The 26,129-nt window shown below is 76.9% G+C and carries 22 protein-coding genes; 12 read left to right on the top strand and 10 right to left on the bottom strand.

Going from position 1 to position 26,129, the window contains the following annotated elements; all coding sequences use genetic code 11:
- Positions 1–6: 6 nt before the first annotated feature.
- The 5 genes from ACI8AB_RS09295 to ACI8AB_RS09275 all read right to left on the bottom strand — a co-directional run bounded on the left by ACI8AB_RS09295 (position 7) and on the right by ACI8AB_RS09275 (position 4,681).
- Positions 7–1,476, bottom strand: a complete 1,470-nt coding sequence (locus tag ACI8AB_RS09295) for a peptide ligase PGM1-related protein (RefSeq protein ID WP_456949896.1) — start codon at positions 1,474–1,476, stop codon at positions 7–9.
- Positions 1,477–1,561: 85 nt separating this feature from the next.
- Positions 1,562–2,029, bottom strand: a complete 468-nt coding sequence (locus tag ACI8AB_RS09290; protein WP_456949895.1) for a hypothetical protein — start codon at positions 2,027–2,029, stop codon at positions 1,562–1,564.
- Positions 2,026–3,285: an epoxide hydrolase family protein gene (locus ACI8AB_RS09285; RefSeq protein WP_456949894.1), complete on the bottom strand. Its 1,260-nt coding sequence runs from the start codon at positions 3,283–3,285 to the stop codon at positions 2,026–2,028. The genes ACI8AB_RS09290 and ACI8AB_RS09285 overlap by 4 nt, the downstream gene beginning before the upstream one ends.
- A gap of 29 nt (positions 3,286–3,314) precedes the next feature.
- On the bottom strand, positions 3,315–4,301 hold the full coding sequence (locus ACI8AB_RS09280; RefSeq protein WP_456949893.1) for a thioredoxin: 987 nt from the start codon (positions 4,299–4,301) through the stop codon (positions 3,315–3,317).
- Positions 4,302–4,327: 26 nt separating this feature from the next.
- Positions 4,328–4,681: a DUF6510 family protein gene (locus ACI8AB_RS09275; protein WP_456949892.1), complete on the bottom strand. Its 354-nt coding sequence runs from the start codon at positions 4,679–4,681 to the stop codon at positions 4,328–4,330.
- 206 nt (positions 4,682–4,887) lie between these two features.
- Here ACI8AB_RS09275 and ACI8AB_RS09270 point away from each other — a divergent pair, with 206 nt between their 5' ends.
- The 3 genes from ACI8AB_RS09270 (at position 4,888) to ACI8AB_RS09260 (ending at position 9,052) form a co-directional block, all read left to right on the top strand.
- Positions 4,888–7,665 (top strand): LuxR C-terminal-related transcriptional regulator, encoded by a 2,778-nt coding sequence (locus ACI8AB_RS09270; protein ID WP_456949891.1) that lies wholly within the window; start codon positions 4,888–4,890, stop codon positions 7,663–7,665.
- A 71-nt stretch (positions 7,666–7,736) separates the two neighbouring features.
- Positions 7,737–8,345, top strand: a complete 609-nt coding sequence (locus ACI8AB_RS09265; RefSeq protein WP_456949890.1) for a molybdopterin-dependent oxidoreductase — start codon at positions 7,737–7,739, stop codon at positions 8,343–8,345.
- Positions 8,315–9,052 carry a ferredoxin reductase gene (locus ACI8AB_RS09260; protein WP_456949889.1) on the top strand — a complete coding sequence of 246 codons (738 nt, stop codon included), beginning with the start codon at positions 8,315–8,317 and terminating at the stop codon, positions 9,050–9,052. The genes ACI8AB_RS09265 and ACI8AB_RS09260 overlap by 31 nt, the downstream gene beginning before the upstream one ends.
- Before the next feature lie 22 nt (positions 9,053–9,074).
- On the opposite strand, the gene ACI8AB_RS09255 is transcribed toward ACI8AB_RS09260, so the two are convergent.
- From ACI8AB_RS09255 to ACI8AB_RS09240, 4 genes are all read right to left on the bottom strand, one after another.
- A complete protein-coding gene (locus ACI8AB_RS09255) occupies positions 9,075–9,830 on the bottom strand; it encodes an alpha/beta fold hydrolase (protein WP_456949888.1) in 756 nt (251 codons plus the stop codon).
- A 67-nt stretch (positions 9,831–9,897) separates the two neighbouring features.
- Positions 9,898–10,926, bottom strand: a complete 1,029-nt coding sequence (locus ACI8AB_RS09250) for a lysophospholipid acyltransferase family protein (protein WP_456949887.1) — start codon at positions 10,924–10,926, stop codon at positions 9,898–9,900.
- Between the two features lies 1 nt (position 10,927).
- The gene (locus ACI8AB_RS09245) at positions 10,928–11,779 is read right to left on the bottom strand and encodes a patatin-like phospholipase family protein (protein ID WP_387989000.1); all 852 of its coding nucleotides are present in this window, start codon (positions 11,777–11,779) and stop codon (positions 10,928–10,930) included.
- A gap of 51 nt (positions 11,780–11,830) precedes the next feature.
- Positions 11,831–12,853 carry an LLM class F420-dependent oxidoreductase gene (locus tag ACI8AB_RS09240; protein WP_456949886.1) on the bottom strand — a complete coding sequence of 341 codons (1,023 nt, stop codon included), beginning with the start codon at positions 12,851–12,853 and terminating at the stop codon, positions 11,831–11,833.
- A 118-nt stretch (positions 12,854–12,971) separates the two neighbouring features.
- Here ACI8AB_RS09240 and ACI8AB_RS09235 point away from each other — a divergent pair, with 118 nt between their 5' ends.
- Genes ACI8AB_RS09235 through ACI8AB_RS09205 form a run of 7 tightly spaced genes read left to right on the top strand, consistent with a single transcriptional unit; the run spans position 12,972 to position 22,635 of the window.
- Positions 12,972–14,117, top strand: coding sequence for an acyl-CoA dehydrogenase family protein (locus tag ACI8AB_RS09235; RefSeq protein WP_387988996.1), 1,146 nt, complete (start codon positions 12,972–12,974; stop codon positions 14,115–14,117).
- Entirely contained in the window at positions 14,114–14,908 is a 795-nt protein-coding gene (locus tag ACI8AB_RS09230) for a TIGR03084 family metal-binding protein (RefSeq protein ID WP_456949885.1), read from the top strand. The genes ACI8AB_RS09235 and ACI8AB_RS09230 overlap by 4 nt, the downstream gene beginning before the upstream one ends.
- Entirely contained in the window at positions 14,905–16,674 is a 1,770-nt protein-coding gene (locus tag ACI8AB_RS09225) for an acyclic terpene utilization AtuA family protein (RefSeq protein WP_456949884.1), read from the top strand. Before ACI8AB_RS09230 ends, ACI8AB_RS09225 begins: the two co-directional genes overlap by 4 nt.
- Positions 16,671–18,251 (top strand): acyl-CoA carboxylase subunit beta, encoded by a 1,581-nt coding sequence (locus ACI8AB_RS09220; RefSeq protein WP_456949883.1) that lies wholly within the window; start codon positions 16,671–16,673, stop codon positions 18,249–18,251. Before ACI8AB_RS09225 ends, ACI8AB_RS09220 begins: the two co-directional genes overlap by 4 nt.
- A complete protein-coding gene (locus tag ACI8AB_RS09215; RefSeq protein WP_456949882.1) occupies positions 18,248–20,287 on the top strand; it encodes an ATP-binding protein in 2,040 nt (679 codons plus the stop codon). The genes ACI8AB_RS09220 and ACI8AB_RS09215 overlap by 4 nt, the downstream gene beginning before the upstream one ends.
- The gene (locus tag ACI8AB_RS09210; protein ID WP_456949881.1) at positions 20,277–21,878 is read left to right on the top strand and encodes a class I adenylate-forming enzyme family protein; all 1,602 of its coding nucleotides are present in this window, start codon (positions 20,277–20,279) and stop codon (positions 21,876–21,878) included. The genes ACI8AB_RS09215 and ACI8AB_RS09210 overlap by 11 nt, the downstream gene beginning before the upstream one ends.
- Entirely contained in the window at positions 21,871–22,635 is a 765-nt protein-coding gene (locus ACI8AB_RS09205) for an enoyl-CoA hydratase-related protein (protein ID WP_456949880.1), read from the top strand. The genes ACI8AB_RS09210 and ACI8AB_RS09205 overlap by 8 nt, the downstream gene beginning before the upstream one ends.
- Positions 22,636–22,637: 2 nt before the next feature.
- Here the strand turns inward: ACI8AB_RS09205 and ACI8AB_RS09200 are convergent, their stop codons facing one another.
- Positions 22,638–23,306 (bottom strand): TetR/AcrR family transcriptional regulator, encoded by a 669-nt coding sequence (locus tag ACI8AB_RS09200; protein WP_456949879.1) that lies wholly within the window; start codon positions 23,304–23,306, stop codon positions 22,638–22,640.
- 121 nt (positions 23,307–23,427) lie between these two features.
- On the opposite strand from ACI8AB_RS09200, the gene ACI8AB_RS09195 reads away from it, so the two are divergent.
- Both ACI8AB_RS09195 and ACI8AB_RS09190 read left to right on the top strand, forming a co-directional pair.
- Positions 23,428–24,975 carry an acyl-CoA synthetase gene (locus ACI8AB_RS09195; protein WP_456949878.1) on the top strand — a complete coding sequence of 516 codons (1,548 nt, stop codon included), beginning with the start codon at positions 23,428–23,430 and terminating at the stop codon, positions 24,973–24,975.
- Complete coding sequence (locus ACI8AB_RS09190; RefSeq protein ID WP_456949877.1) at positions 24,972–26,129, top strand: acyl-CoA dehydrogenase family protein; 1,158 nt, start codon at positions 24,972–24,974, stop codon at positions 26,127–26,129. The genes ACI8AB_RS09195 and ACI8AB_RS09190 overlap by 4 nt, the downstream gene beginning before the upstream one ends.

Raw genomic sequence — 26,129 nt, 5'->3', positions numbered from 1 at the left:
CGCTCGTCACGGCCCGGCGGCCACCGGCCGCCGGGCCAGCCGGTCGACGCACGCGTGGGTGCGCTCGAGCAGCTCGTGCGCCGCGGCGGGGGTCGGCGCGATCGCGGTCAGCCCGAACCGGCCGTCGACCGCCAGCCCGGACAGCATGTGCAGGACGACGCCGGTGCGGGTGCGCCGGTCGAAGCGCAGCCCCTCCCGGTCCACCGCGTCGACGACCTCGCGCGGCGGCAGCCCGGTCCAGGCGGGGTCGACGAGGTTGTCGGTCGCGCAGTAGCAGTGGACGGTGCCGTCGTCGGCGGTCCACCGGCCGAGGTCGGGGTCGTAGCGGCCGGGCACGAGGTTGCGCAGCACCGTGTACGGGTGCGTCGTCCCGCCCTTGCGGAGGTTGATCTCCAGCCCCTGCAGCGTCCACCCGCGCGGGCCGGACGTGGCGACGAAGTCCACGCCGTACCGGCCGCGGGCGCCGCAGCGGGCCAGCGCCTCCCCCGCCGCCCGCCCGTGCCTGCCCAGCTCCGCGGCGTAGTCCGGCTCGGCCGGGAACCGGCAGCCGAGGTACACCTGGCCGCTGTCGCCGCCGAGCACCTGCTCGTGGGTGGACAGCACGGTCACGCGCCCGTCCGGGGTGATCTCGCCCTGCACGCTGGGGCTGGCGAACCGGTCCCCGGTCACCAGCTCCTCGACGACGCCGCCGAGGGTCAGCGCGGTGAGGTACCAGTCGGGCAGCCGGCGGACCGCGTCGCGCAGGTGGCCCGCGGAGCCGGGCAGGCCGTCCCGGCGCAGCACCACGTTGCCGTCGCCGGCGCCGCTGTCGTCGAGCTTGAGCACCACGCCGGCCGCGCCGGGCCGGCGCCGCAGCACGTCGTCGACGGCGCGGTCGACGTCCTCGACGGTGTGCACGCCCTCGCACCCGGCCGGCACCGGCACCCCGGCGCCGGCGAGCAGCCGCCGCCCGGCGCTCTTGAACCCCAGCGGCCACAGCTCGGGCGCGGTGCCGTCGACGGGCACGTCCAGCCGCCGGGCGATCTCCACCTCGTCGGCGGTGACGTTCCACGGCTCGAGGAACGCCGGCCGGCCGCCGATGTGCCGGCGCAGCTCCTCGACCAGGTCCGGCCGGTCACGCAGCTTCGCCGCGACCGGGCGGTAGGAGGTGTCCGGGACGACGAGCACCCACAGCCGCCGGCGCACCGAGGCCCGGGCGGCGCGCGGCACCAGGGAGAGGTAGTGGTCGACCAGCGCCCGCGGCGGCGGGGCGCTGCTGACGAAGACCAGCTCGCAGCCGGGGACGCGGGGCAGCAGCAGGACGGTGACCAGGTACCGGTGCTCCAGGGCCGGCAGGCGGTCGGCGTAGTGCGACAGCAGCGACTCGCCGATGCTGAACGAGGGCAGGGTCACCAGCACGTGCGGGATCCGGGAGCCCGGCGCGTTCGCCGCGCAGGCCGGCGCCAGGTCCCGCTGCAGCTCCGCGAACTCCCGCACGGCGCCTCCCGGCGCACCCGGCCCCCGCGCGTCGACCATCCTCCCGCGGGACCGGCGGCCGGAGGAGCCCCTCGGGCGTGCGGCGTCAGGAGCGGCCGGTCAGCCGGAGCAGGAGGCCGATGACCAGCCCGACCGTCGAGTGGCCGACCACGCCCCGGGCGTGGCTGACCAGCGGGTAGGCGGTCATCGTCGGCAGCGCCGTCCCCTCGTCGACCAGCACGAACGCGGCGGCGCCGACGGCCGGCCCGGCGGCCAGCGGCGGCCAGCCGCGGCGGACCAGCGCCGCGGCGAGCACCCCGTAGGTCACGCCGAGGGTGCGGTGCACGGCGAGCCCGACCCGGCCGGCCGCCGCGTCGTCGAGGTCGTGCCCCGCCACGCCGCCGAGCTGCCTGCCCAGCTGCACGAGCGTGCCGCCCGGCGCGATCTCCTCCTCCCGCCGCCGGGACTCCGCACTCTGCCGGCCGTGGAACCAGCCGGTGGCGGCGTCCATGGTGCGGCTGGCCACGTACCCGGCCAGCGCCCCGGTCCACGGGGAGGGGCCGGTACCCGTCACCGCGTCACCGCGGTGTCCGTGCTCGACGGGCGCGGGCCGGGCACCGGGGGCCGGCGCAGCGGCCGGAACGCGGTCCGCAGCTCGTCGACGAGCAGGTGCGGCTCCTCCCACGCGGCGAAGTGCCCGCCGCGGGGCAGCCGGTTGTAGTGGATGAGCCGCGGGTAGGCGCGCTCGGCCCAGCTGCGCGGCGCCTCGTACTGCTCACCCGGGAAGACGCTGACGGCGACCGGGACCTGCACGCCCTTGGCGTCGAAGAAGCCGCCGCGGTACTCCCAGTACAGCCGGGAGGCGGAGACGCCGGTGCCGGTCAGCCAGTAGAGCGTCACGTTGTCGAGGACCTCGTCGCGGGTGAGCTCGCCGGTGCTGCTCGCCGTCCGGTCGAGGGCGGCCATGACGGCCGCGGCGGGCTGGCCGTCGGCGTCGTTGTGGTCGAGCAGCCAGGCGGCCAGGCCGACGGGCGAGTCCACGATGCCGTAGAGGGTCTGCGGGCGGGCGGCCATGTAGCGGGCGTACTCGACCTGCCCGAACGTCCGGAGCAGCTGGCCGTAGGCGCGGCGCTCCTCGTCGGACAGGCCGGGCGGCGGCGGCTCGCCGGCCAGGGCCGCCGCGTTGACGTCGGCCGGCACGGTGGCCGGCATGTTGGTGTGGATCGCGAGCAGCCCGGGCGGTGCCTGCAGGCCCATCTGGTCGACGACGAACGCGCCCCAGTCGCCACCCTGCGCGACCCAGCGCTCGTAGCCCAGGCGCTGCATGAGCGTGGCCCAGGCGCGGGCCATGCGCTCGGGGCCCCAGCCGGTGCTCGCCGGCTTGCCCGAGAAGCCGTAGCCGGGCATCGAGGGGACGACGACGTCGAAGGCGTCGGCGGCGTCGCCGCCGTGCGCCGTCGGGTCCACGAGCGGGCCGACGATCTTGAGCTGCTCGACCACCGAGCCGGGCCACCCGTGGTTGACGACCAGCGGCAGGGCGTCCTCGTGCCGGGAGCGGACGTGCAGGAAGTGGATCTCCAGCCCGTCGATCTCGGTGAGGAACTGGGGCAGGGCGTTGAGCCGCGCCTCGCAGGCGCGCCAGTCGTAGGCGGTGGCCCAGTGCTCCGCGAGGGCCCGCATGGTCGCGAGCGGGACGCCCTGGGAGGTGTCCGGGACCGTCTCCCGCTCCGGCCAGACCGTCGCCGCGACGCGCCGCCGCAGCTCGGTGAGCGCCTCGTCGGGCACCTCCACGCGGAACGGGCGGACGGTCCCTGCTGTCGCGGTCGTCATGGCCGGCTCCCTCCTGGAGGCGCGTCGGTCTAGCCGAAGGTGAGGACGTACGCGGCGACGCCCGGGGCGGTGAACTCGATCTCGAACAGCCGGTCCTCGACCGGGCCCCGCTGCCGGACCAGCTGGTGGAGCCGCCGGCCGGTGGCCACGCCGTGCCCCCGCGCGTCCACGTCGCCGCCGGCCGCCTCCCCCGGCGGGCGCCCGTCCAGGCGCACCCGGAAGGGCACGGAGACCCCCGGGGCGACCGGCCCCATCACCAGGTGCAGGTCGCGGGCGCGGAAACGGCAGGCCAGCCGCCCGCCGGGCTCGTCGAGCACCGCGGCCTCGGCGCCCACGGTCCACCGCCCGGCCGCCGCCCAGGAGCCGGGCCGCAGCCGCGCAGGGACCTCGTACGCGTGCGACCGGTCGGGGACCGTGCCCTGCGGGGACGCGAAGGCCGTCGACCGGCCGTGGCCGAGGTACTCCTCCGGCGAGCCCAGGGCGGCCCAGTCGGCGGGGGCCTCGACGCCCTCGCCGACGACCGTCACCGAGTCGCGGCCGAGGACGTCGGCGCCGGCCTCGGCCAGCAGCTGCTGCAGCACCGTCTCCGACCGCGTCTCGTCCCCCTCCCCGAACCAGTGGTGGCGGATGCGCCCGGTGACGTCGACGAAGTACAGCGCCGGCCAGTAGTGGTTGGCGAAGGCGTGCCAGATCGCGTACCCGCTGTCCAGCGCGACCGGGTGGGTGACGCGCAGGGCCTCGAGCGCCCGGCGCACGGCGCCGGCGTCCCGCTCGAAGGAGAACTCCGGCGTGTGCACGCCGAGGACGACCAGCCCGTCGTCCCGGTACCGGTCGGCCCACGCCCGCACGTACGGCAGGGTCCGCAGCCAGTTGATGCACGTGAAGGTGCAGAAGTCGACGAGGACGACGCGGCCGCGCAGCGCCCCGGTCGTCAGCGGCTCGGTGTTCAGCCACCCGGTCGCCCCGTCGAGCGCCGGCATCCGGCCCTCGGTGGGCAGCAGCGCGGGAGTCGCCATCTCCCCGGACCTCTCCTCGACGGGGCTCAGCTGCCGGTGCCGGCGCCGGTGCCGGTCCCGCCGGCCGGCTCCGGGGACCACCACAGGAGCCGGATGCCGCTCATCTCCAGCCGGGTGCCGGAGGCGTCCGAACCGCAGCGCAGGACGACCTGCATGCAGGTGGGGCAGCGGAGCACGAGGGCGGGCGCGTCGGCGTAGACCAGGTGCGCGCCCAGCGGGGCGCGGCCGCCGCAGTAGGTGCAGGTGGAGACCGCCGCGGTCGCCTCGGCGGTGAGCACCTCGGCCAGGACGCCGGCCGCCGCGTTGCCGTCCAGCCGGCGCTCGTCGACCCCGGAGGGCGCTCCGCCGGTCCCGTCGGGCAGGTGCTCGGACAGGTCCATCGCCGTCCCCTCCCCCGGCCGCGGGCGCCGCCGTGGCGGCCACTGTCGCGCCGGGCGCCGGGCCGCGCATCGGTCATCCGACCGTCCCCGCCGGTCGCGCACCCCTGCCGCCGCCGCGCCCGCTGCGGGAGACTCGCACCTCCACGGGGCGAACCACGACGCCGGCACGGAGCGACCGTCCGGGCGGCGAGTCGAGGGAGGCCCCCGTGGGCGACACCACGACCGGAGGCAGCGGGCTGGTCGGCCGGGAGACCGAGGACGGCGTCGTCCGGGCGTTCCTCGCGCGGGCCGTCGACCGGGGCGACGCGCTCGTCGTGACCGGCGACCCCGGCGTCGGGAGGACCGCGGTGCTCGACGCGGCGGCGGGGACGGCGGCCGCGGCCGGGGCGCTGGTGCTGCGGGCCGCGGGCGTGGGGTCCGAGACCGAGGTCGGCCACGCCGGCCTGTCCCAGCTCCTCCTGCCGCTGCTCGACGGGCCCGAGGGCCCGCCCGGCGGCGCCCTCGCGGCCGTCCTCGGTCTCCGGCCCGGGGCGCCGCCCGGCCCGCTGGCCGTGGCGTCCGCGGTCCTGGCCCTGGTCGACCGCGCGGCGCGGGGGCGGCCGGTCCTCCTGGTCGTCGACGACCTGCCGGAGCTGGACCGGTCCAGCGCGCGGGTGCTCGGCCTCGTCGCCCGCCGGCTCCCCGGCCGCCGCTGCGGGTTCCTGGCCGCCGCGCGGACCGGCGGCGACCCGCTGCTGCCGGACACCGGGCTGCCCCGCCTCGAGCTCGGCCCGCTGGACGACGCCGCGTCGGCGGAGCTGCTGCGCACCCGCGCCCCCGCGCTGCCCGCGGGCGTGCGCCGGCGGGTCCTCGACGCGGCGCGGGGCAACCCGCTGGCGCTGCTCGAGCTGCCCGCCGTCCTGACCGGTGACGACGGCGGGCCGGTGCCCCTCCCGCCCGGGACGCGGCTGCACGCCGCCTTCGCCCGGCCGGTCGGCGCCCTGCCGGCCCCCACGCGTGCGCTGCTCCTGCTGGCCGCGCTCGAGGGCACCGACGACCTGCGCGCGCTGCGCGCGGCCGCCCTGGCCGACGGCCGGTGGAGCGACGACGGCTGGCTGGACGACCTCGCCCCGGCCGAGCGCGCGCGGCTGGTCCGCGTCGACCTGGCCGCCGGGCGCGTGGCGCTGCGGCACCCGCTCACCGGGGCGGCCGCCGTGGAGCTGGCGAGCAGCGGTGACCGCCGGCGGGCGCACGCCGCGCTGGCGCGGGCGCTGGCCGGGGACCCGGAGCGCTGCGCCGGGCACCTGGCGCAGGCCGCCGTCGGGCCGGACGGCGAGGCGGCCGGCCTGCTCGAGCGGGCGGCCGGCCGGGCCAGGCAGCGCGGGGACGGGGCCGGCGCGGTCGCCCTCCTGCTCCGGGCCGCGGACCTCACCCCGCCCGGGGCCGCCCGCGCCCGCCGGCTGGCCGCGGCCGCCGCCGCGACGGTGGACACGACCGGCGACCTCCCGGCCGTGCCCGGGATGCTCGCGCGGGCGCGGGCCGCCGACCCGCGCGCCGGCCGCTCCCCGGCGGTCGCCGCGGCCGCCGCCGCGCACCTGCTGCACGCCGGGGGCGACGTCGGCACCGCGCACCTCGTGCTCGCCCGCGCCGCCGGGACCGCGCTCGACGAGGGACCCGGCCCGGCCGCCGTCGCGGACGCCCTCCCGCCCCTGCTGCTCGCCTGCCACCTCGCCGGCCGGGAGGACCTCTGGCGCCCGTTCGACGACGCCCTCGCCCGGCTGGGGACCGACGTCCCGCCCGTGCTGGCCGTGGCCGCCCGCACGCTCGCGGACCCCGCCCGGGCCACCCGCGCCGACCTCGGCCGGCTCGACGACCTGGTGACCGCGGTGCAGACCGACGCCGACCCGGTGTCGGTCGTCCGGGTCGCGGCCGCCGCCGCCCCCGCCGGCCGGCTCACCGCCTGCCGCCCGGCCCTCCGGCGGATCGCCGCCGGAGGGGGCGGGAGCCGCGCCGCCGCCCTCGCCGCCCGGGTGCTGCTGGCGCAGGACGGGTTCGCCGCCGGCCGCTGGGACGAGGCCGGGCGCACCGCCGCGGAGGCGGTCGGCGAGGCCGGGCGGCTCGGGTACCGGCTGCTCGCCCTGCCCGCCGTTCACGTCCTGGCGCTGCTCGCCGCCGCGCGCGGCGACGAGGAGGCCGTCCGGTCCCGCGCCGGTGACCTGGCCGCGGCCGCGGCCGCGCACGGGGCCGGGCTCGCCGTGCACCTGGCCGCCCACGCGCGCGGCCTGGCCGCCCTCGGCCGCGGCGAGTACGACGACGCCGCCCGGCACCTCGCGGCGCTCGGCCCGGCGGGCCGGCTCGCCCCGCACGCGCCGGTCGCGCTGTCCGCCGCGCTGGACGTGGTCGAGGCGGCGGTGCGGACCGGCCGGCGGGCCCAGGCCGCCGCCCACGTCGCCGCCCTGCGGCGCGCGCCCGTCTCCGCCGCCGCGTCGGGGCCCGCGCTGCTGCTGGCGGGGGCGGCCGCGCTGGTCGCGCCGGAGGAGGAGGCGCGGGGGTGCTTCGAGGCCGCGCTCGCCGTCCCCGGGGCGCAGGAGCACCCCTTCGAGCTCGCCCGGGTGCGGCTGGCCCACGGGGAGCACCTGCGGCGGGCGCGGGCGCCCGGCGCCGCCCGCGAGCAGCTGGCCGCGGCGCTGGAGGTCCTCGAGCGGCTCGGCGCGACCCCGTGGGCCGCGCGCGCGTCGGCGGAGCTGCGGGCCACCGGGCCGTCCGCGCGCCGCACGGACGGCGGGCCGGGCCCGGCCTCGCTGACCGCGCAGGAGTACGAGATCGCGATGCTCGCCGCCTCCGGGCTGTCGAACAAGCAGATCGGCACCCGCCTGTTCCTCTCCCCCCGCACCGTCGGGGCGCACCTCTACCGCGCGTTCCCCAAGCTCGGCGTCACCGCCCGCGCCGCGCTGCGCGACGCGCTGGCCGGGGTGCCGACCCCGCGACCGCCGTCCGAGCGGTGACGGCGGTCGATCGACCGATGCCGCCGGGCGGCCGCCCCGGCACAGTCGGGACGTCGTCGGGAGGAGCCGCCATGTCCCTGATCTCCCGCGGGTTCGGCCACCGCACCTCGGCCGCGACCCCGGCCGACCGGCTGCCACCCGGGCAGTACGACGTCGGCGACGCCTTCCCCGTGCTCTCCGCCGGGCCGACCCCGCGCACGCCGCTGGCCGAGTGGGACCTCACCGTCCAGGGCGAGGTCGACGGCGTGCGCCGCTGGACGTGGGACGAGTTCCGGGCGCTGCCCCGCGAGTCCGTCTCGGTCGACATCCACTGCGTCACCAAGTGGTCGAAGTTCGGCACCCGGTGGGAGGGCGTCGCCGTCGACACGCTGCTGGCCGACCTCCCGCCGGCGGCCGCCTTCGTGCTGGCGTTCTGCGACGGCGGGTACACCACGAACCTGCCGCTCGCCGACGTCACCGGCGGCCGCGCCTGGGTGGTCGACACCTACGAGGGCGAGCCGCTGCCCCCGGAGCACGGCGGGCCGGCCCGGCTGCTGGTGCCCCACCTGTACTTCTGGAAGAGCGCCAAGTGGCTGCGCGGCTTCGCGCTGGGCCGGGTCGACGAGCCCGGCTTCTGGGAGACCTTCGGCTACCACGACCGCGGTGACCCGTGGCTGGAACAGCGGTACAGCGGCGACTGACCTGGCTGCCGGCGACGCTGACCGGCGGCGTCGCCGAGACGGCCCGGGTGCGGCGGCTGTCCTTCGAGGTGCCCGGCTGGACCGGGCACCTCCCGGGCCAGCACGTCGACCTCCGCCTCACCGCGGAGGACGGCTACACGGTGCAGCGCAGCTACTCGATCGCCTCGGCGCCCGAGGAGCCGGCCGTCTCCCTGCTCGTGGAGCGGCTGCCCGACGGCGAGGTGTCGCCGTACCTGACCGACGAGCTGCGCGCGGGCGACGTGGTGGAGCTGCGCGGCCCCATCGGCGGGTACTTCGTGTGGTCGGCGCGCGCGGACTCCGAGCGCGGCGAGCGCCGGCCGGTGCAGCTGGTGGCCGGGGGCGCGGGCGTGGCCCCGTTCCTGTCGATGCTGGAGCACCGCCGCCGCACCGGCGGGACGACGCCGGTGCGCCTCCTGTACTCCGCGCGCAGCGCCGAGGACCTCCTCGGCCGCGGCTCGCTCGGGCCGGAGACCACGGTCACCCTCACCCGCGCCGCGCCGCCCGGGTGGACGGGCCCGACCCGCCGGGTGGACCGCGCGCTGCTGGAGGAACACGCCTTCGGCCCGGAGGCGCGGCCGCGCACCTTCGTCTGCGGCCCGACCTACTTCGTGGAGGGCGTCGCCACGGCGCTGGTCGACCTCGGCCACGACCCGTCCGCGGTCCGGCTCGAGCGCTTCGGCGGCTGACCGGCGGGGCCGGCGGCCGCGGTCAGACGCCGGCCGGCACCGGCGGGGTCACGCCGCGGGCGAGCGAGTCCAGCGCCCGCAGGATGACGTCGGCCACCACCTGCGGCTGCGAGATCATGACCGCGTGCGAGCCCTCGGTCTCGACGACGTCCGCGCCGGCCCGCCGGGCCATGGAGCGCAGCACGTCGGTGCCGGCGGCCCGGTCGCCGGTCGGCACCACGGCCCACGACGGCAGCGTGCGCCAGGCGGGGGTGCCGCTCGGCACGGTGAAGCCGAGCACCGACACCGGCCGCTGGGTCGCGGCCATCACGGCGGTCACCGCGGACGGGAGGTCCGCGGCGAAGGCGTCGTGGAAGCGGTCGGCGCGGATCACCCACTCCGTCCGCGGCCCCTCGGGGGTCGGGTAGGAGCGCTCCTCGAGCGCGCTCATCAGGACGCTGTCGACCGACCCGCCCTCGACGTCGGCGAGGAGCTCGCCCTCGTCGGGCGCGAACGCCGCGACGTAGACGAGGCCGACCACGTCGTCCGCGCGGGCGGCGGCGTTGGTGACCACCGCGCCCCCGTAGGAGTGGCCGACGGCGAGCACCGGGCCCGGGACCTGCTGCAGCGCGGCGGCGACGTACTCGGTGTCGGCGGGGATCCCGCGCAGGGGGTTGGGCACCGCCTGCGCGCGGACGCCGGCCGCGAACAGGCGCGCGATCACGCCGTTCCACCCGGAGCTGTCGGCGAACGCGCCGTGGACCAGCACGACGGTGGGGACGGGAGGGGCACCGGTCACGACGACCTCCTCGGGGGTGCGGGGTCCGCCTCCCACGCTCGTTGCCCCGCGGACGGCGGGGCATCGGTCATCTGACCGTCGCCGAGGTCGTGCTGATCCAGTCGTCGATGGTCTCCCACCAGCGGTAGAGCCAGTCGGTCAGCTCCGCCTCGCCGCGCGGCACCTCCGCGGCCGGGATGAACCACCACCGCAGGTGCAGCGTCTTGTCGATGGGCAGCCCCCGCCACACGTCCCGGACCGTGCTCAGGTGCTCCAGCCCGGTGTGCGCGACGAGGACGACGTCGGCGTGCGGGGCCGCCTGCAGCGCTGCGACGACGCCGCCGGGGCGCGGGGGCAGCAGGTTCCGCATCGCCTCCGCCCGCCGCACGGCCGCCAGCAGCCCGCGCTCGCGCAGCCGCTGGACGGCCCGCACCTTGCGCCGCGGCGTGTAGTTCGCGCCCTCGGGGAAGATCAGCAGCGCGTCCTCCTCGCCCAGGTCGCGGGCGAGGTCGCCGATGGCCTCCTCCGGGCTCCGCCCGGCCGCCGGGTCGGCGGGGACGAAGGAGTTGGGCAGCCGGTTGAGGTAGACGTCGACCAGCGGGTCCAGCTGCAGCACGTCCTTGAGCACGATCCGCGGCTGGCGCAGGTGGTCGCGGTTCATCAGCGTGTGCACCAGCAGGAACGAGTCGCCGGGGCCGGCGTGCCGGGAGAGCACCACCATGGCGTTGGTCGAGCCGGGCACGCCGTCGTCCAGCGGCGACCAGGACTCGCCGTCGGTGACCAGCCGCAGCGCGAACAGCCGCTGCGCGGTCCGCATGAGCACGTCGAGCAGCACCCGCAGCACCGTGTAGTGCGCCGCCCGGGAGCGCGGGGAGTCCAGCCGGCGGCCGAAGCCGGCGGCCACCCACAGCACCGCCGCGGCGGCCAGCCCGGCCACCTCGAGGCCGAGGTAGACCAGCCCGAAGCACAGCAGCCGCAGCGCGCGCAGCCGCCCGGGCAGGAAGAACGAGACGAGCACCGCCACGACGGCGAGCACCGGCAGCAGGAGGACGGCGAGCGCGAGCACGCCGACCAGGAGCGGGCCGGCGACCCGGCGGACGCGGCGCGGGGGCAGCACGTCAGACTCCCCCGCCCGGGCCGGCGGCGACCCGGTCCAGGTACTCCCCCGCCGCGGCGCGGGCCCGCTCGATGCGGGCCGGCACGCCGGAGAAGTCGCGGTAGCGCAGGTTGGCCGCCCCCGGCGGGTCCGGGTCCCCGGCGGGCAGCACGTGCACCGTGACCCCCTCCGGCAGCGTGGCGAGGTCGGTGGTGAACCGGTGCCGGCGGGCGATCTCGAAGGCGACCGTGGCGACCTCCCACGGCCGGGCCGGCGGGGACAGCGGCCGGTCGATCCGCCCGACGTGCAGCACGTAGACGGTGCCGGCGCCCAGCGTCACCGCGCGGCCGACCGGGATGCTGTGCACCAGGCCGCCGTCGAGGTAGTGCTCGCCGTCGACCTCCACCGGCGGCAGCAGCCCGGGGACGGCGCAGGAGGCGAGCACCGCGTCGACCAGGTCGCCGTCGGTGAACCAGTGCTCGGCCGCCCGCTCGATGCTCGCCGCGACGCACTGGAACGGGACGGGGAGCTCCTCGAACGTCGACACCGGCAGGGCGTCCTCGAGCATCTCCCGCAGCGGCTCGCGCGGGTGCAGGTGCGTGCGGGTCCGGACCAGCGTGCCGACCCGGCCGAGCACCGACCCGGCGAACACCCGCCGGGAGGCCAGCTCCTCCCACACCGCGCGCAGCCGGTCCACGGCGGCCGGCGTCGGGTCGGCGGCGACGAGCGCGCCGTTGATCGCGCCCACCGAGGTGCCCACGACCAGGTCGGGCCGGACGCCGCGCTCGAGCAGCGCCCCCAGCATGCCGACCTCGGCCGCGCCGAGCACTCCCCCGCCGCCGAGGACGAACGCGGTGCCGCCGGTCGCTGCCACGCCCCGCATCGTGGCACCCGGGCGGTGGACCGCCACCCGGCCTCCCGGCACTCAGCCCACCAGCTCGGCCATCGTCCGCAGCGTCTCCGGCGGCCCGGAGACGAGCATCGTGGTGACCGGCGACGCCTCCCACGCCGCGAGGTCGTCGGCGATCTTGGCCCGCGGCCCGACGAGGGCCACCTTCTCCACCATCGCCAGCGGCACGGCCGCGACCGCCTCGGCCTTGGCGCCGGACAGGTAGAGCTCCTGGATGCGGGCGCACTCGGCCTCGAACCCCATCCGGGCGAAGACCTCGTAGTGGAAGTTCACCCCGCGGGCGCCCATGCCGCCGACGTAGAGCGCGAGCATCGGGCGCACCCGGTCGGCCGCGGCGTCGACGTCGTCGTCGACCTCCACCGGCACCGTGCACGCCACCTCGAAGTCGTCCGCGGTCCGGCGGGCGCCGGGGCGGGCGAAGCCCTCGGCCAGCGCCGCGCGGTAGTGGGCGTCGTCGTGCGGCGAGTAGAACAGCGGGATCCAGCCGTCGGCGACCTCCGCGGCCAGCGCGACGTTCTTCGGGCCCTCCGCGGCGAGCAGCACCGGGAGGTCCGCGCGCAGCGGGTGGACGGTCGGCCGCAGCGCCTTGCCCAGCCCCGTGCCACCGGGGAACGGGATGCGGTACTGCTCGCCGTCGAGGCGGACCACCTCGCGGGCGAAGGCCTGCCGGAGCACCGCCACGTACTCGCGGGTCCGTGCCAGCGGCCGGGGATAGGGCTGGCCGTACCAGCCCTCGACCACCTGGGGTCCGGAGACGCCCAGGCCGAGGACGAAGCGGCCGCCGGAGAGGTGGTCCAGCGTGAGCGCGGCCATGGCGGTGGCGGTCGGGGTGCGCGCCGACACCTGGACGACGCCGGTGCCCAGCCGCAGCCGCGTCGTCCGGCTGCCCAGCCACGCCAGCGGGGTGAGCGCATCGGACCCGTAGGCCTCCGCCGTCCAGACCGAGTCGAAGCCGAGGTCCTCGGCGAGCGCGACCAGCTCCGCCTGACCCGGCGGCGGGCCGGCGCCCCAGTAGCCCAGCGACAGCCCCAGCCTCATCGCGCGTCCTCCCGTCGGCCCGACCGATCGTTGTGCAGGTCACACCATCCTGATAGACCTGACGCCGTCGTCAAGTCCGGTCGCGGCCCCCGCCGCGCCGCCTCCGCCGGAGGTCCCCATGCGCTTCACCAGCGAGCACGCCGCGTTCCGGAAGACGGTGCGCGACGTCGTCGAGCGGGAGATCGCCCCGCACGTCGACGAGTGGGAGCGGGCCGGCACCTTCCCGGCGCACGAGCTGTTCCCGAAGCTCGGCGAGCTCGGCCTGCTGGGCCTGGAGTACGACCCCGAGTACGGCGGGCAGGGCGCCGACCACCTGTTCAGCGTCATCCTCTGCGAGGAGCTGCACCGGTCCGGCTGCGCCGGCGTCCCGATGGCGATCGGCGTGCAGACGATGATGGCCACGCCGTCGCTGCACGAGTTCGGCAGCGACGAGCTCAAGCGCCGCTACCTGGAACCCGCGATCCGCGGCACCGCGGTCTGCTCGATCGCCGTCACCGAGCCCGGCGCCGGCTCCGACGTCGCCGGGCTGCGCACCCGCGCGGTGCGGGACGGCGACGAGTGGGTGGTCAACGGCAGCAAGCTCTACATCACCAACGGCACCCAGGCCGACTGGCTGTGCCTGCTGGCGCGCACCTCCGACGAGGGCGGCCACCGCGGGATGAGCCAGATCGTCGTCCCCACCGACACCCCCGGGTTCTCCGTCTCCCGCAAGCTGGACAAGCTCGGCAACCGCTCCTCCGACACCGCCGAGCTGTTCTTCGACGACGTGCGGGTGCCGGTGTCGAACACGATCGGCACGGTCGGCCGCGGCTTCCAGCAGCAGATGGCGCAGTTCGTCGTCGAGCGGATGTTCGCCGCCTACGGCGCGGTGGGCAGCTGCCGGCACGCGCTGGAGCGCACCCGCGAGCACCTCCGGCAGCGGCAGGCGTTCGGCCGGCCGCTCGCGGCCAACCAGTACGTCGTCTTCCGGCTGACCGAGCTGTCGGCGCAGGTCGACCTGCTGCAGTCGCACAACTACGCGTGCGCGCAGGCCTACGTGGACGGCGAGGACACCACCCGGGCGGCCACGGTGGCCAAGCTGACCGCCGGCCGGCTGCTGCGCGAGGTGGCCGACGCCTGCCTGCAGTTCCACGGCGGCATGGGCTACATGGAGGAGACCTGGACCTCCCGGTTCTTCCGGGACAGCCGGCTGGCCTCGATCGGCGGCGGCGCCGACGAGGTGATGCTGCAGGTGCTGGCCCGGATGGACGGGTTCGACGCGTGAGCGGCGCCCCGCTGCTGCAGGCGCTGGTCGACGACCTCGACGCCGAGTCCGCCGACCTGGACGCGCGCGTCGCCCCGCTCGACGACGCCGCCTGGCTGACCCCCACCCCCGCGGCCGGCTGGGACGTCCGCGACACCGTCAACCACCTGCGGTTCTTCGACCGGGACGCGCTGCTCGCCGTCACCGACCCCGCCGGGTTCGCCGCGCTGGTGGCCGGCCTCGGGGAGGGCGCCGGCGACTACGTGGAGCGGCTGACCCGCGAGGGCCGCGCCGATCCCCCGGCCGACGTGCTCGCCGCCTGGCGGTCGGGACGGGCGGCGCTCGCCGCGGCGCTGCGGGCCGCCGACCCCGGCGTCCGGGTGCCGTGGTTCGGGCCGCCGATGAGTCCGGCGTCGTTCGTCACGGCCCGGCTGATGGAGACCTGGGCGCACGGGCAGGACGTCGTGGACGCGCTCGGCCAGACCCGGGAGCCGACCGCGCGGCTGCGGTCGGTCGCCGAGATCGGCGTGCGCGCCCGGCCGTTCGCCTACGCCGTCCGCGGCCTGCCGGTGCCCGACCGCCCGGTGCGGGTGGAGCTGACCGGCCCCGGCGGGGAGGCCTGGACCTGGGGGCCCGGCGACGACGCCGACGTCGTCCGCGGGACCGCGCTCGACTTCTGCCTGCTGGTCACCCAGCGCCGGCACCGCGACGACCTGGACCTCGAGGTGACCGGGCCGGCCGCGCAGGAGTGGGCGGGCATCGCGCAGGCCTTCGCCGGCCCGCCCGGCGCCGGGCGGGAGCCGCTGCGGTGACGGCGCCGCTGCGGGTGGCCAACGTGTCCGGGTTCTACGGCGACCGGCACGCGGCCATGCGCGAGATGCTCGACGGCGGTGAGGTCGACGTCCTCACCGGCGACTACCTGGCCGAGCTGACCATGCTCATCCTCGGCCGGCAGAAGGCCGAGGACCCGTCCGCCGGGTGGGCGCGCAGCTTCCTGTCCCAGCTGGAGGAGTGCCTGGGCACCGCGCTGGAGCGCGGCGTCCGGGTCGTGGCCAACGCCGGCGGGCTGAACCCGCGGGGCCTGGCCGCCGCGGTCACCGCGCTCGGGGAGCGGCTCGGGCTCCCGGTGCGGGTCGCCACCGTGAGCGGGGACGACCTGCTCCCCCGCCTCGGCGACCTCCGCGGCCGGCTGCGCGCCGGCGACCGCCCGCCCGGGGACCACGACGTGGACGACGCGCTCACCGCCAACGCCTACCTCGGCTGCCGCGGCATCGTGCGGGCGCTGCAGGCCGGCGCCGACGTCGTCGTCACCGGGCGGGTGACCGACGCGAGCCTCGTCGTCGGCCCCGCGGCCTGGCACCACGGCTGGGGTGCGGACGACTGGGACGCGCTGGCCGGCGCGACCGTGGCCGGGCACGTCCTCGAGTGCGGCGCGCAGGCCACCGGCGGCAACTACAGCTTCTTCGCCGAGCTGCTCGACGCCGACCCCGCGGCACTGGACCACGCCGGCTTCCCGCTGGCCGAGATCGCCGCCGACGGCACGGCGGTGATCACCAAGCACCCGGGCACCGGCGGCGCGGTGACGGTCGGGACGGTCACCGAGCAGCTGCTCTACGAGCTCACCGGCAGCCGCTACGGCGGGCCGGACGTCGTCACCCGCTTCGACACGCTGCGGCTGCGGCAGGCCGGCCCCGACCGGGTGGAGGTCTCCGGCGCGCGCGGGCTGCCACCGGCGGGGCTGCTCAAGGTGGCGGTCAACCGGCTCGGCGGCTTCCGCAACGCGATGACGCTGCCGCTGACGGGGCTGGAGGTCGAGCGCAAGGCGGAGCTGCTGCGCCGCCAGCTGGCCCCGGCTCTGTCCGGCGTCGAGGACGTCACCGTCACCCTGGCCCGCACCGACTCCCCCGACGCCGGCGTGCAGGAGGAGGCCGCCGCGCTGCTGCACGTCACGGTCAAGGACCGCGACCGACGCCGGGTGGGCAAGTCGTTCACCGTGCCGGTGATCGAGCTGGGCCTGGCCAGCATCCCCGGCTTCCACGCCACCTCCGCGCCGCCGAGCCCGACCCCGTACGGCGTCTACTCCGCCGCGTGGGTGCCGGCCGGCGAGGTGCCGCAGGTGGTCGGGCTGCCCGACGGGACCACCGAGACCCTGCCGTCGGCCGTCCCCGCCGCGGGGGCCGCCGACGTCCCGGAGCCGCCCGGGCCGCCCGCCTGGGCCGACGACGGCCCGACCCGCCGCGTGCCGCTGGGCCGGGTCGCCGGCGCCCGCAGCGGCGACAAGGGCGGCGCGGCCACCCTCGGGGTCTGGGCCCGCGACGACGACGGCTACGTCTGGCTGGCCGCCTTCCTGACCCCCGACCGGCTGCGCGCGCTGCTCCCCGAGGCCGCCGCGCTGCCGGTCACCCGCGAGCTGCTGCCCGGGCTGCGGGCGCTGCTGTTCCAGCTGCCGGGGCTGCTCGGCGACGGCGTCGCCGCCGGGACCCGGTTCGACCCGCAGGCCAAGGCCGTGGGCGAGTGGCTGCGCTCCCGCGTGGTCGACGTCCCCGAGCGCCTGCTGCCCCCGGAGGGAGACGGATGACGGTCCTGGACGACCGCGCCGCGGGCAACCGCGCCGCGATGCTCGAGCGGCTGGCCGAGCTGGAGGAACAGCTCCGGCTGGCCACCGCCGGCGGCGGCGAGAAGGCGCTGGCCCGGCACCGGCAGCGCGGCAAGCTCACCGCGCGCGAGCGGATCGAGCTGCTGCTGGACCGCGACAGCCCGTTCCTGGAGCTGTCCCCCTACGCCGCGTGGGGCACCGACTTCCCGGTCGGGGCGAGCACGGTCACGGGCATCGGCGTCGTCGAGGGCGTCGAGGTGGTGGTGTCGGCCAACGACCCGACCGTGCGCGGCGGCACGTCCAACCCGTACACGCTGCGCAAGTCCGCCCGGGCGCACGACATCGCGCGGGTCAACCGGCTGCCGTTCGTCAGCCTCGTGGAGTCCGGCGGCGCCGACCTGCCCACCCAGTCGGAGATCTTCATCCCCGGCGGCCGCGGCTTCCGCGACCTCACCCGGCTCTCGGCCGCGGGCATCCCGACCGTCGCGCTGGTCTTCGGCAACAGCACCGCCGGCGGCGCCTACGTGCCCGGGATGAGCGACCACGTCGTGATGATCGAGGACCGCAGCAAGGTGTTCCTCGCCGGGCCGCCGCTGGTGAAGATGGCCACCGGCGAGGACGCCGACGAGGAGTCCCTCGGCGGCGCGGCGATGCACGCGCGGGTCTCCGGCAGCGCCGACCACCTCGCCGTCGACGAGGTCGACGCCATCCGGATCGGCCGGCGGATCGTGCGGAACCTCAACTGGCGCAGGCAGGGCCCCGGCCCCTCCCGGCCGGCCGACCCGCCGCTGCACGACCCCGAGGAGCTGCTCGACCTCGCCCCGGCCGACCTGCGGCAGCCGCTGGACCCGCGCGACGTCCTCGCCCGGGTCGTCGACGGCAGCCGGTTCGACGAGCACAAGCCGCTCTACGGCACCTCGCTGGTCACCGGGTGGGCGAGCATCCACGGCTACCCGGTCGGCGTGCTGGCCAACGCCCGCGGCGTGCTGTTCCGGCAGGACGCGGAGAAGGCCGCGCAGTTCATCCAGCTGGCCAACCAGACCGACACCCCGCTGCTGTTCCTGCAGAACACCACCGGCTACATGGTCGGCACCGAGTACGAGCAGGACGGGATCATCAAGGCCGGCTCGCAGATGATCAACGCCGTCTCCAACAGCGCCGTCCCGCACCTCACCGTCAACATCGGCGCCTCCTACGGCGCCGGCAACTACGGCATGTGCGGCCGCGCCTACGAGCCCCGTTTCCTGTTCACCTGGCCCAACGCCAGGAGCGCGGTCATGGGCCCGGCACAGCTGGCCGGCGTGCTCGACATCGTCGGCCGGGCCAGCGCCCGGGCCCGCGGCCGCGACTACGACGAGGAGGCCGCGGCCGCGATGCGCGCGGCGGTGGAGCAGCAGATCGAGGCCGAGTCGCTGGCGCTGTTCCTCTCCGGCCGGCTCTACGACGACGGGATCATCGACCCCCGCGACACCCGCACCGTCCTCGGCCTCGCCCTGTCGGCGGTCCACAACGCGCCGGTGAGAGGACTGCACGACGGATGGGGGGTGTTCCGGCTGTGAGCCGCGCCCTCACGTGCGTGCTGGTCGCCAACCGCGGCGAGATCGCCCGGCGCGTGTTCGCCACCGCCCGCGCGATGGGCCTGCGCACGGTCGCCGTGCACTCCGACGCCGACGCCGGGGCGCCGTTCGTGGCCGAGGCCGACGTCGCGGTCCGGCTGCCCGGGAACACGCCCGCCGAGACCTACCTGCGCGCCGACCTCGTGGTGGCCGCCGCGCTGCGCGCCGGCGCCGACTGCGTGCACCCCGGCTACGGCTTCCTCTCCGAGAACGCGGACTTCGCCCGCGCCGTGCAGGACGCCGGGCTGGTGTTCGTCGGGCCGGACCCCGACGCCGTGGAGGCGATGGGCAGCAAGCTCGCCGCCAAGGAGCTCATGGCCCGGGCCGGGGTGCCGGTGCTGCCGAGCGTGGACGCCACCGGCCTGTCCGGGGACACGCTGGAGAAGGCCGCCGGGGAGGTGGGCTGGCCGCTGCTGGTCAAGGCCTCCTTCGGCGGCGGCGGGCGCGGCATGCGCACCGTCCGCGGGCCGGAGGAGCTCGCCGAGGCCGTCGAGGGCGCCGGCCGCGAGGCGGCGTCGGCGTTCGGCGACGGCACGGTGTTCCTCGAGCGGCTGGTCGAGCGCCCGCGGCACGTCGAGGTGCAGGTGTTCGGCGACCGGCACGGGCACACGGTTGCGCTGTTCGAGCGGGAGTGCTCCATCCAGCGCCGGCACCAGAAGGTGGTCGAGGAGGCGCCCTCCCCCGCCGTCGGGCCGGAGCTGCGGCAGCGGCTGCAGGACGCCGCCGTGGCCGCCGCGCGGGCGATCGGCTACGTCGGCGCGGGCACCGTGGAGTTCCTGCTCGACGAGGGCGGCGAGTTCTGGTTCCTCGAGATGAACACCCGGCTGCAGGTCGAGCACCCGGTCACCGAGGCGGTCACCGGCCTGGACCTGGTCCGGCTGCAGTTCGACGTCGCGGCCGGGCGCGCGCTGCCCCCGGAGGCGGTCTCGCCGACGCTGTCCGGCGCCGCGATCGAGGTGCGCCTGTACGCCGAGGACCCGGCGCGCGACTGGCTGCCGCAGTCGGGCCGGCTGGCCGGGTTCGCGCTCGCCGCCGACGCCGAGTTCCGCACGCCGCCCGGGCCGGGGATCCGGCTGGACAGCGGCTTCCGCGCGGGCGACGACGTCGGCGTGCACTACGACCCGATGCTGGCCAAGGTCGTCGCCTGGGCGCCGGACCGCGCGTCGGCGGCGCTCGCGCTGGCCGGCGCGCTCGCCCGGGCCCGGCTGCACGGCGTCACCACCAACCGCGACCTGCTCGTGCGGGTGCTGCGGTCCGAGGCGTTCCTCGCCGGGGAGACCGACACCGGCTTCCTGGACCGGCACGGCCTCGACGTCCTCGCCGCGCCGCTGGTCGACGACGCCGGGCGCCGCGTGCACGCCGTCGTCGCCGCGCTCGCGGGGGCGGCGCTGCGGCGGGCGGCCGCGCCGGTGCTGGCCGGCCTGCCCTCGGGCTGGCGCAACAACCCGACGGTGCCGCAGACCACCGCCTTCGACGCCGGCACCGTGCGCTACCGGCTGCACCGCGGCGGCGTCACCGCCGACGTGGACGGCGAGCCGGTGGACCTCGTCGTCCTCGGCACGGAGGTGACCGGCCCCGGCCGGGTCCGGCTCGTCGTCGAGGCCGGCGGGCTGCGCGGCACCCACGAGGTGCACGTGGACGGCGACCGCAGCTGGGTCGACGGCCCCGACGGCGCGACGGCGTTCACCGAGCTGCCGCGGTTCCCCGAGCCGTCCGCCGCGGTCGCGCCCGGCTCGCTGACCGCCGGCATGCCCGGTGCCGTCACGCGGGTGGCCGTGGCCGAGGGCGACGAGGTCCGCGCCGGGCAGCTGGTGCTGGTCCTCGAGGCCATGAAGATGGAGCACCCCGTGGTCGCACCGGCCGACGGGGTGGTCACCTCCCTGCACGCCGACGTGGGCGCGCAGGTGGAGACGGGCGCGGTCCTCGCGGTCGTCAGCCCGACAGCCCCCGAGAGCGGAGGAGACCGCGGTGCGTCCTGACCTGTCCGGGATCGACCCCCTGGAGCTCAACCTCGCCACCCGGTTCTCGGTGGGCGACATGCTCACCCGTTCCGCGCAGCTGTTCGCCGGCCGCACCGCCATCGTCGACGGCGAGGAGGAGGTCACCTACGCCCGCCTCGACGCCGCCGCCGAGGCCTTCGGCCGCGGCCTGCTCGACGCCGGCGTGGGCCACCAGGAGCCGGTCGCCTTCCTGCTCGGCAACTCGTGGCGGTTCGCCGCGAGCTTCTTCGGCTGCGCGAAGGCCGGGCTGGTCGCGCTGCCGGTCAACCTGATGCTGGCGCCGGAGGACGTCGGGTGGATCCTCGCCGACTCCGGCACCGCGACCGTCGTCGCCGACCCGGTGTTCCTGCCGCTGCTGGAGGCCGTGCTGCCCGGGCTGCCCGCGGTCACCCGGGTGGTCGTCACCGGCGACACGCCGCCCGCGCAGGTCGCCGGGCGGGAGGTGCTGCGCTGGGACGACGTCGCCGCCGACCCGACGCCGGTGCGGGTGCTCGTCGACGACCGCGACACCGTGCACTGCCTGTACACCTCGGGCACCACCGCGCGGCCCAAGGGCGTGCTGACCAGCCACCTGGCGGTGCACGTCGGCGTCCTGAGCAACGCGCTGCAGGTCGGCCACCGGCGCGGCGACGAGTTCTCCGTGCTGCCGATCGTGCTGCCGCTGTTCCACACCACCGCGCTGGACACCCTGCTGCTGCCGGTCCTGCTCACCGGCGGCACCGCGGTGCTGCCCGGCGGCTTCGACCCCGAGGCCTTCCTGGAGGTGGTCGAGCGCCGCCGGGCGACCCACCTGATGCTGCTGCCGATGATGTACGCCGCGCTGCTGGCGTCGCCGGGCATCCGGACGCGGGACCTGTCCTCGGTGCAGCTGTGCATCTACGCGATGGCCCCCATGCCGCAGGAGCGGATCACCGCGATCGCGGCCGCGTTCCCCCACGCGAGGGTGCTGCTGGGCTCGGGGCAGACCGAGTGCGTGCCGGCGACGGTGTTCCAGTGGCCGTCGCACCAGGAGACCAAGGCGGCGTCGTGGGGGCCGTCCACGGTCACCGTCGACACCCGGGTCATGGACCCGGCGGGCCGGCTGCTCCCGCCCGGGGAGACCGGCGAGATCGTCTACCGCGGCCCGCACGTGATGAGCGGCTACTGGAACAACCCGGCGGCCAACACCGCCGCGTTCGCGCACGGCTGGTTCCACTCCGGCGACGTCGGCCACCTCGACGACGAGGGCGTCGTCTGGTTCACCGACCGGGTCAAGGACATGGTCAAGACCGGCGGCGAGAACGTCTCCTCCGTCGAGGTGGAGCGGGTGCTGCTCGCGTCCCCGGAGATCGTCGAGGCCGCGGTGATCGGCGTCCCCGACGACCGCTGGGGCGAGGCAGTGACCGGGGTCGTCGTGCCGGCCGACCCGGACGCCGACCCCGCCGCGCTGGCGGAACGGCTGCTCGCCCACTGTCGGGCGCACCTGGCCGGCTTCCAGGTGCCCAAGCGGATCGAGGTCCGCACCGGGCTGCCGAAGACCGCCACCGGCAAGATCCAGAAGCACGAGCTGCGCGACGAGTTCCGTGGCTGACGCGCCCCTGGTCACCACCGCCCGCCGCGGGCCGGCGGCGGTGGTGACCCTGGACTCCCCGCGCAACCGCAACGCGCTGTCCCGGGCACTGCTCGAGCAGCTGCACGCCGCCCTGCAGGACGCGCTCGCCGACGACGCGGTGCGGGTGCTGGTGCTCACCGGCGCCGGGCCGGTGTTCTGCTCCGGCGCCGACCTCAAGGAGCAGCGGGCCGGCGGGGGTCCCGGGCCGGTCGGCCTGCCGGAGGTCCTCACCCTGCTCATGGAGGGGCCGAAGCCCGTGGTGGCGCGGGTCAACGGCGCCGCCCGCGCCGGGGGGCTCGGGCTGATCGCGGCCTGCGACCTCGCCGTCGGCCCGGCCGGGGCGACGTTCGGCTTCAGCGAGGTCCGCATCGGGGTCGCGCCGGCGGTCATCGCCGTCCCCTGCCTGCGGCGGATGGACCCGCGGGCGGCGCGCGAGCTGTTCCTCACCGGCGAGCCCTTCGACGGCACCCGGGCGCGGGAGGCCGGCCTGCTCGACCGCGCGGTGGCCGACGGCGAGCTCGACGCCACGGTCGACGGGTTCGTGGCGCAGCTGGCGCTCGGCGCGCCGGAGGCGCTCGCCGTCACCAAGCGGCTGCTGCGCGAGCTGCCCGGCACGGACCTGCGGGAGGACCTCGCCCGGACGGCCGCGCTGTCGGCGGAGCGGTTCGGCTCGGCCGAGGCGCGGGAGGGCATCGCCGCGCTGCTGGAGAAGCGCCGCCCGTCCTGGGCGTCCTGAGCTCAGCCCGGTCGGCCGGCGCCGCGGTCGGGCCAGGCCGAGCGGGGCAGGCCGATGGCGCCGGCCCACAGCCGGGTGAGCACCTCGACGGCGGCGTCCTCGTCGAGGTGCTCCACCGGGTCCTGCCACAGGTGCGCGAACGACTCGACCATCGCGCCGAGCGCGCTGGCGGTGGCCCGCGGCGGCAGGGAGGCGTCGGCCAGCCCCAGCTCCTGCAGCCGCTCCAGGCCCTCCATGCCGCGCCGCACGAAGGCCTCCCGGACGTCGACCCGCAGCCGCCGGAACTCCTCGCGGGTGTCGGCCAGCGAGTCCAGGACGCGCAGGATCCGGGCGTGCCGGGTGACGGCGGTCAGGTACAGCCGGTTGGCCGCCTCGATCCGCTCGTAGGGGGCGTCGGCCGGCAGCCGCGGGCCCACCGCGGTGGCGGTGAACAGGTCCTCCACCACGACCGCGACGATCGCGCGCAGCAGCGACTCCTTGGAGTCGAACCAGGTGTAGAAGGTCCCGTGCGAGACGCCGGCCCGCTCGGACACCGCGTCGATCCGGACGTCGGCGAACCCGCGCTCCTCGAACAGCTCCCGGCCGGCCTGCAGCAGCGCGGCCCGGGTGCGCCGTCCCCGGTCGGTCACGGGGAGCTGGTCCTGCTGCGGACTGGCCTGCGTGCCGGTCATCGCCCCACCTCCGCGTCCTCGGGCCCGGGCAGCCTGACACACGCCACGGGCAGTTGACGACCGCGTCAGGTCCTCGACAGACTCCGTGACCCAGGCCACAGCAGCGCGGGAGAGGGCAGACATGGACAGGGGCATCGGCAGCTGGCCGACGCGGCGGGCGTTCCTCTCCGGGGACCGCACCGCCCTGGTGTTCGGGGAGCGGCGGCTCACCTACACGGACTTCGACCGGCGCACCGACTCCCTCGCCCGCGCGCTGCGCGACCTCGGCGTCCGGCAGGGCGACCGGGTGGCCGGGCTGCTGCTCAACAGCCCCGCCTTCCTCGAGACGATGTTCGCCACCGCCAAGCTCGGCGCGGTCTTCGTGCCGATGAACCTGCGCCTGGCGCCGCCGGAGGTCAGCTACCTGCTCGCCGACTCCGGCGCCGACGTCTTCGTGTGGTCCGGGCCCCTGGCGCCGGTCGCCCGCGCCGCGCTGGGCGCGGAGGGGGTCCGCGTGCGCCACCGGGTGGTGGCCGACGGCGAGGCCGGCGACGGCGAGCTCGCCTTCGAGCCGCTGCTGGCGTCCGGCGAGCCCCGGGCGCTGGGCACCGACGTCTCCGGCGGCGACCTGTCCTGCCTGATGTACACCTCCGGCACGACCGGCCGCCCCAAGGGGGCGATGCTCACCCACGACAACCACTTCTGGAACGTCGTCAACGTCCTGTCGTTCGGCCGCGGGCTCAGGGAGAGCGACGTGACCGTGACGGTCGCGCCGATGTTCCACATCGGCGGGCTGGGCGTGCACACGCTGCCGCTGCTCTACCTGGGCGGCACCAACGTCGTCCTGCCGTCGTTCGACCCGTCGCAGACCCTCGAGGCGATGGCGCGGTCGCGGGCGACCGTGCAGTTCCTCGTCCCGGCCATGTGGGCCGCGCTGACCGCGGTCCCCGACTTCGACCGGCACGACCTGTCGGCGCTGGAGCTGGCCGTCACCGGCGGCGCGCCGTGCCCGCTGCCGGTCATCGAGTTCTTCCAGGGCAAGGGCCTGCCCTTCCAGGAGGGCTTCGGCATGACCGAGACCGCGCCGGCGGTGTCGATCCTCGACGCCGACCACGTCAAGGAGAAGGCCGGCTCGATCGGCCGGGCGCTCATGCACGTCGAGGCGCGGATCGTCGACGAGGACGACCGGGACGTCGCCACCGACGTCGTCGGCGAGCTGGTGGTCCGCGGGCCCAACGTGTTCGCCGGCTACTGGGGGCTGCCCGAGGCGACGGCGGAGGCGTTCCGCAACGGCTGGTTCCACACCGGCGACCTGGGCCGGATGGACGCCGAGGGCTTCGTCACCCTGGTCGACCGCAAGAAGGACATGATCATCTCGGGCGGCGAGAACGTGTACCCGATCGAGGTCGAGCAGGTGCTCTACCGGCACCCGGCGGTGCGCGAGGTCGCCGTCGTCGGGGTGCCCGACCCGCGCTGGGGCGAGACGCCGGTCGCCGTCGTCGCCCTCGCCGACGGCGCCGAGGCCGACGCGGAGGGGCTGCTGGGCTACGCCCGGGAGCGGCTGGCCCACTTCAAGTGCCCGACCCGGGTGGAGTTCGTGCCCGAGCTGCCGCGCAACGCCACCGGCAAGGTGCTCAAGACGACGCTGCGCAAGGAGTACGGCGGCGCCGAGGAGGCCGTGCAGCGGTGACGACGGCCGCGCTCGCCGACCCCTGGACCACCCCCGAGCGGGTCGCGCTGCGGCGGCTGGCCCGCGACTTCGTCGCCCGCGAGGTGGCGCCGCACGTCGAGGAGTGGGAGACCGCCGGCGAGCTGCCGCGGGAGCTGCACCGCCGGGCGGCCGCCGCCGGGCTGCTCGGCGTCGCCTTCCCGGAGGAGGTCGGCGGCGGGGGCGGGGACGCGATCGACTCGGCGATCGTCACCGAGGAGCTGCTGCTCGGCGGCGGGTCGACCGGGGTCGCGGCGAGCCTGTTCACCCACGGCATCGCGCTGCCGCACGTCGTCGCGGACGGCTCCCCCGCCCTGGTCGACCGCTACGTCCGCCCGACGCTCGCCGGGGAGCTCATCGGGTCACTCGGCGTCACCGAGCCCGACGCCGGCTCCGACGTCGCGTCGCTGCGGACGCGGGCGGTGCGCGACGGCGACGCGTACGTCGTCGACGGCGCGAAGACCTACATCACCAGCGGCGTGCGGGCGGACTTCGTCACCACCGCCGTCCGCACCGGCGGTCCGGGCCACGCCGGCATCTCGCTGCTGGTCGTCGACAAGGGCACGCCGGGGTTCACCGTCGGCCGGCGGCTGGACAAGATGGGCTGGCGCTGCTCGGACACCGCGGAGCTGTCCTTCACCGGCGTCCGGGTGCCGGCGGCGAACCTGGTCGGACCGGAGGGCAGCGGGTTCGTCCAGATCATGCGGCAGTTCCAGTCCGAGCGGCTGAGCCTGGCGGTGCAGGCCTACGCCACCGCGGCGCGCTGCCTGGACCTGGCGCTGGACTGGGTGCGGCGGCGGTCGACGTTCGGCCGGCCGCTGGCCTCCCGCCAGGTCATCCGGCACAAGCTCGCCGAGATGGCCCGGGAGGTCGACGTCGCCCGCACCTACACCCGCGCGGTGATGCAGCGCTGGCTGGCCGGCGAGGACGTCGTGACCGAGGTGTCGATGGCCAAGAACACCGCCGTGGCCGCCTGCGACTCCGTCGTCGACCAGGCGGTGCAGGTCTTCGGCGGGCTGGGCTGCATGCGGGAGTCCGAGGTGGAGCGCCACTACCGCGACGCGCGCATCCTCGGCATCGGCGGCGGGACGACCGAGATCATGAACGAGGTCATCGCCAAACGGCTGGGCCTGTAG

The sequence above is a fragment of the Geodermatophilus sp. SYSU D00698 genome, assembly GCF_054050335.1.
This window is presented reverse-complemented; position numbering and strand designations above follow the sequence as displayed.

Excerpts from the sequence above, each read along its gene's own strand:
- ACI8AB_RS09285 (WP_456949894.1), bottom strand. The coding sequence starts at position 3,285 with ATGACGACCGCGACAGCAGGGACCGTCCGCCCGTTCCGCGTGGAGGTG.
- ACI8AB_RS09280 (WP_456949893.1), bottom strand. The coding sequence starts at position 4,301 with ATGGCGACTCCCGCGCTGCTGCCCACCGAGGGCCGGATGCCGGCGCTC.
- ACI8AB_RS09275 (WP_456949892.1), bottom strand. The coding sequence starts at position 4,681 with ATGGACCTGTCCGAGCACCTGCCCGACGGGACCGGCGGAGCGCCCTCC.
- ACI8AB_RS09265 (WP_456949890.1), top strand. The coding sequence starts at position 7,737 with ATGTCCCTGATCTCCCGCGGGTTCGGCCACCGCACCTCGGCCGCGACC.
- ACI8AB_RS09240 (WP_456949886.1), bottom strand. The coding sequence starts at position 12,853 with ATGAGGCTGGGGCTGTCGCTGGGCTACTGGGGCGCCGGCCCGCCGCCG.
- ACI8AB_RS09235 (WP_387988996.1), top strand. The coding sequence starts at position 12,972 with ATGCGCTTCACCAGCGAGCACGCCGCGTTCCGGAAGACGGTGCGCGAC.
- ACI8AB_RS09220 (WP_456949883.1), top strand. The coding sequence starts at position 16,671 with ATGACGGTCCTGGACGACCGCGCCGCGGGCAACCGCGCCGCGATGCTC.
- ACI8AB_RS09200 (WP_456949879.1), bottom strand. The coding sequence starts at position 23,306 with ATGACCGGCACGCAGGCCAGTCCGCAGCAGGACCAGCTCCCCGTGACC.
- ACI8AB_RS09195 (WP_456949878.1), top strand. The coding sequence starts at position 23,428 with ATGGACAGGGGCATCGGCAGCTGGCCGACGCGGCGGGCGTTCCTCTCC.